Annotated in this window: 6 protein-coding genes; 4 read left to right on the top strand and 2 right to left on the bottom strand. The window is 64.9% G+C overall.

Features of this window, described 5'->3' with window-relative positions:
• The 4 genes from VGD20_RS20490 to VGD20_RS20505 form a co-directional block, all read left to right on the top strand.
• A partial coding sequence (locus VGD20_RS20490; protein ID WP_331136218.1) for a toprim domain-containing protein occupies window positions 1-646 on the top strand: 646 nt, incomplete at its 5' end.
• A gap of 80 nt (window positions 647-726) precedes the next feature.
• Complete coding sequence (locus VGD20_RS20495; protein WP_331136219.1) at window positions 727-1,251, top strand: sigma-70 family RNA polymerase sigma factor; 525 nt, start codon at window positions 727-729, stop codon at window positions 1,249-1,251.
• Entirely contained in the window at window positions 1,248-1,838 is a 591-nt protein-coding gene (locus tag VGD20_RS20500; RefSeq protein ID WP_331136220.1) for a hypothetical protein, read from the top strand. Before VGD20_RS20495 ends, VGD20_RS20500 begins: the two co-directional genes overlap by 4 nt.
• Complete coding sequence (locus tag VGD20_RS20505; RefSeq protein WP_331136221.1) at window positions 1,835-3,154, top strand: serine hydrolase; 1,320 nt, start codon at window positions 1,835-1,837, stop codon at window positions 3,152-3,154. The genes VGD20_RS20500 and VGD20_RS20505 overlap by 4 nt, the downstream gene beginning before the upstream one ends.
• On the opposite strand, the gene VGD20_RS20510 is transcribed toward VGD20_RS20505, so the two are convergent.
• A complete protein-coding gene (locus VGD20_RS20510; RefSeq protein WP_331136222.1) occupies window positions 3,155-3,946 on the bottom strand; it encodes a LysR family transcriptional regulator in 792 nt (263 codons plus the stop codon).
• Window positions 3,943-4,210, bottom strand: a 268-nt coding sequence (gene apaG / locus VGD20_RS20515; RefSeq protein WP_331136223.1) for a Co2+/Mg2+ efflux protein ApaG, incomplete at its 5' end; no start/stop codon positions are given. The genes VGD20_RS20510 and apaG, both read right to left, overlap by 4 nt.

Consider the following 4,210-nt stretch of genomic DNA (forward strand, 5'->3'; position numbering starts at 1 on the left):
CAGCGCGGGCGGCAGCGCAAAGCAGGCACGCGATCGAAAGACGCAGGCGATCCTGCCGATCCGCGGCAAGATATTGAACGTCGCGAGCGCCAGTGCGGACAAGATACGTGCCAATCAGGAAATCGCCGATCTCGCGCTCGCGCTGGGCTGCGGAATGCGCAAGGATTGCGACGCCGATCGGCTCCGGTACGAAAAGATCGTGATCATGACCGATGCCGATGTCGACGGGGCGCATATCGCGACCCTGCTGATGACCTTCTTTTTCCAGGAAATGCCCGACATCGTGCGTCGCGGCCATGTCTATCTGGCGCAACCGCCGCTTTATCGCCTCACCGCGGGCAGCACCTCGGCTTACGCGCGCGACGATGCGCACCGCGCCGAACTCGAGGCGACGCAGTTCAAGGGCAAGAAGGTCGAGGTCGGCCGTTTCAAGGGCCTCGGCGAGATGAACCCGAACCAGCTCAAGGAAACGACGATGGACCCCGCGACGCGCAGCATGCTGCGCGTTACGCTGCCGCAGGAATATGAGGAGCGCCACCTCGTCAAGGATCTGGTCGACCGGTTGATGGGCAAGCACCCAGAGCACCGTTTCCAGTTCATCCAGGCCAACGCCGCGACGCTCGACGAGGCGGCGATCGACGCCTAAAAAAAATCGCTCATCCCTGTCAGAAAGTCTCGCGCTCCCCGACTAAATAGGAAGATGAGGACAGGGACTGGAGATTTCGGTTGACCGAGGCCGAGCAGGATCAGGCATTCACCGATGCCGTCGCGCAGTTCGGCGGCGCGATCGCCCGCATGGCACGCGGCTATGAAGCCGATGCCGACCTTCGCCGCGACCTCGAACAGGATATCCAGGTCGCGCTCTGGCAAAGCTTCGCCCGGTTCGACGGTCGCTGCTCGCTCAGCACGTGGGTCTGGCGTATCGCGCACAACCGCGCGACCTCGCATATCATCGCGCGGCGGCGGCACACCCGGCGGGGCTGGACCAATATCGAAGAGATCGAGTTGCCCTCCGACGACCCGACTCCGTTCGACCGCGCGACCAGCGAACAGGCCATGGCGCAAATCCTGTCGATCATCGACCGCCTCGATCCGCCCGACCGGCAGATATTGTTGCTCTATCTCGAAGGCGTCGAGGCGACAGAGACCGGCGAGATCACCGGGGTTTCGTCCGATACCGTCGCCACCAAAATCCATCGTTTCAAGGCGATGCTGACGCGCCGCTACGCCCAGCCGGGAGATGCATCATGACCCGCCCCGACGATGACAGCCTGCACAGCCTGTGGCTGGGTGATGGCGTTGCCCTCGAGCCGCTTCCGCTCGCCGAAGTCAAATCGCGTGCCGCTGCATTCAGCCGCGCGATCGGCAAGCGCAACCGCCGCGAATATATCGCCACCGCCTTTGTCACGCTCATTTTCGGCCTTTACGCGCTGATCCTTCCAGGCATGCTGCTCAAGATCGGCAGCCTGCTCGTAATCGCCGGAGGCTTTGTCATGGCCTTTCAGCTCTCGCGGCGCACGTCGAGGGCCGATGTCGGCGCCGAAGCGGCCGATGTGCGTGCCTGCTACCGGGCGAGGCTCGTGACCGAGGAGCGGATGCTGGCGAGCGTCGGGCTCTGGTATATTGGTCCGTTTATTCCCGGCCTCGTCGTTTTTCTGGCCGGGCTTGCCCAGACCGGGCGGTTGGGCGGTGTATCCGGTTTCGCTGCCTTTGCAGCATTTCCGGTGCTCGTCTGCCTCGGCATCTGGTTGCTCAACCGGCGTGCGGCAGCCATGCTTCGCAAACAGATCGAGCGGCTCGACGCTGCGATGCCTGCGATCAAAGGAGAATTGGAATGACCCGGTTTTTACCAGCAGCGGCTATCGCAGCGGCGATCGTACTGGGCACCCCGTCACCGGCTTTCGCAGTCCAGCCGCCCGAAGCGGCGGCGCCCGCTGCGCAGACGGCGTTCGACAGGCGCGCGGCCCAACTGGTCGACCTGTTTGCAGGCAAAATTGCCTTCGCCGATTATTTCGCTCCCTCGTTTCAGGCCGCCGTCCCCGAACCCCGGTTCGACGAATTCAGCGCCGGCCTGATCGCGCAATATGGCCAGCCGGTCGCGGTCGACAAGGTGACCGCAACCGGCGACCGATCGGGCACGGTCCTGCTGCGCTTCGAAAAGGGCGTCGCGACGGTGGTACTCGACGTAGGAACCGCCGCCGACGAGCGCGTCACCGGCCTGCGCGTGACCGGCGTTGCCGTGACCAACGACAGCCTCGACAAGGTCGCTGCGGAAATTGCGGCACTGCCCGGACAAGCGGGCTTCCTCGTCGCCGAACTGGGCGAAGCGGGCATTCGCCCCCTCGCCGCGTCCAATGCCGACCGCCAGTTCGCGATCGGCTCGACAATCAAGCTCTACATTCTCGACGAACTCGCGGCGCAGGTCGCGGGGGGCAAACGCAAATGGTCCGATGTCGTGCCGCTGTCGCATTTCAGCTTTTCGTCGGCGGGAACGGCGAACTGGCCCGCTGAAACACCGGTGACGCTACAAACGCTGGCAAACTGGATGATCTCGGTCAGCGACAACGGCTCGACCGATACGCTGATCCACCTGCTCGGCCGAGCGCCGATCGAGGCGCGGATGCGCGCCGCGGGACACAGCGATCCGTCGCGCAACATTCCCATGCTCACGACGGTCGAAGCCTTCGCGCTCAAGGGCAATAACTTCAGCGATCTGCGCCCGCTCTTCATCAAGGGCGACGATGCCGCGCAACGGCAATTGATCGAAAGCAACCGGAGCCGCCTGACCCTCGCCAATGTCGACGGCGTGAGCTTTACCGACGGACCGCGATTCATCGACAGCCTCGAATGGTTTGCCAGTCCGAACGACATCGCACGGCTGATGGTCGATCTGCGCGCGCGCCGGTCGAAGACTTTGCTCGAAGCGATGGCGATCAACAATGGCGTCGGGCCCGTCGCCGCCGCCGACTGGACATATCTCGGTTACAAGGGCGGGTCGGAGAACGGCGTGCTGTCGATGAGCCTGCTCGGGCAACGCAAGACCGACGGCAAATGGTTCGTCGTCACCGCAAGCTGGAACAATCCCGACGCCAATGTCGATACCGGCCCGTTGATCGGGCTTGTCACGCGATTGCTCGCGCTGGCAGCGAAATGATCAGGCGGTCAGCGCCGCGACCAACGCCTTGACCTTGGCCTGCCGCCACTGCGGCGTCGGCGCGACCAGCCAGTAACCGCGCTTGACGCTAACCGTATCGCCGATCTGCCGCACACGTCCTGCGGCGATATCGGCCTCGGCAAGCATCGCGGGCACATTGGCCTGCCCCAGACCGTTGGCGGCAGCGTCGATTGCGAGCCCGGCGTCGCCGAGACGCAGCGCCGGCTCGCCGTCGCCTGCCGGGCAGCCCGGCCAGGCGATGCGGGTATCGCTGTTGCTGCCAGGCCCCGCGACGGTGACCATCCGGGCATCGGCAAGTGCCACGCCTTCATGCTCGCCGACACCGTCGGTCCAGAAGATCGCTAGGTCGAGGTTCGCTTCGGTAAAATCGATACCGCTATCCGCCGATACCAGGGTGAAACGCACATCGGGCGCCTGCTGGCTGTAACGCGCAAGCCGCGGTGCGAGCCATTTGGCGGTCAGATCGCGCGGCGCGGCGATCGTCAGCGACTGCGACGATTGTCCCGCCTGCATCGCACGCACCGATTCCTCGAACTGCAGGAAGCCCTGGCGCAGTGCGTCGAGCCCTGCATCGGCCTCGCCCGTAAGTTCGAGCCCTTTCGGCGTGCGGCGAAACAGCACGACGCCGAGCATGTCCTCGAGCGCCCGGATCTGTTGCCCGACCGCGGCGGGGGTCACCGCCAGCTCATCGGCGGCGCGCGTGAAGCTCAAATGCCGGGCAGCGGCGTCGAAGACGCGGAGCGCGTTCAGGGGCAGGTGGGTGCGCTTCATGACGCCGTCGCAGGCGCCACGAGCGGGAAATGCGGGATCGCCACGAGCAACTGCGATCCGTCACCGAGTTCCATCGCGTAGCTCCCCACCATCGATCCTTCGGGGGTCGGCAACGGACAACCCGAAACATAGTCATAGGCGCCGCCCGGGACGATGAGCGGCTGTTCGCCGACGACGCCCTCACCCTCGACTTCGCTGATCTGGCCGCGTCCGTCGCTGATCCGCCAGTGGCGGCTGATCAGCTGTACGGCCTCCTCGCCGTGG

Source organism: Sphingopyxis sp., assembly GCF_036402335.1.
Classification (GTDB): domain Bacteria; phylum Pseudomonadota; class Alphaproteobacteria; order Sphingomonadales; family Sphingomonadaceae; genus Sphingopyxis.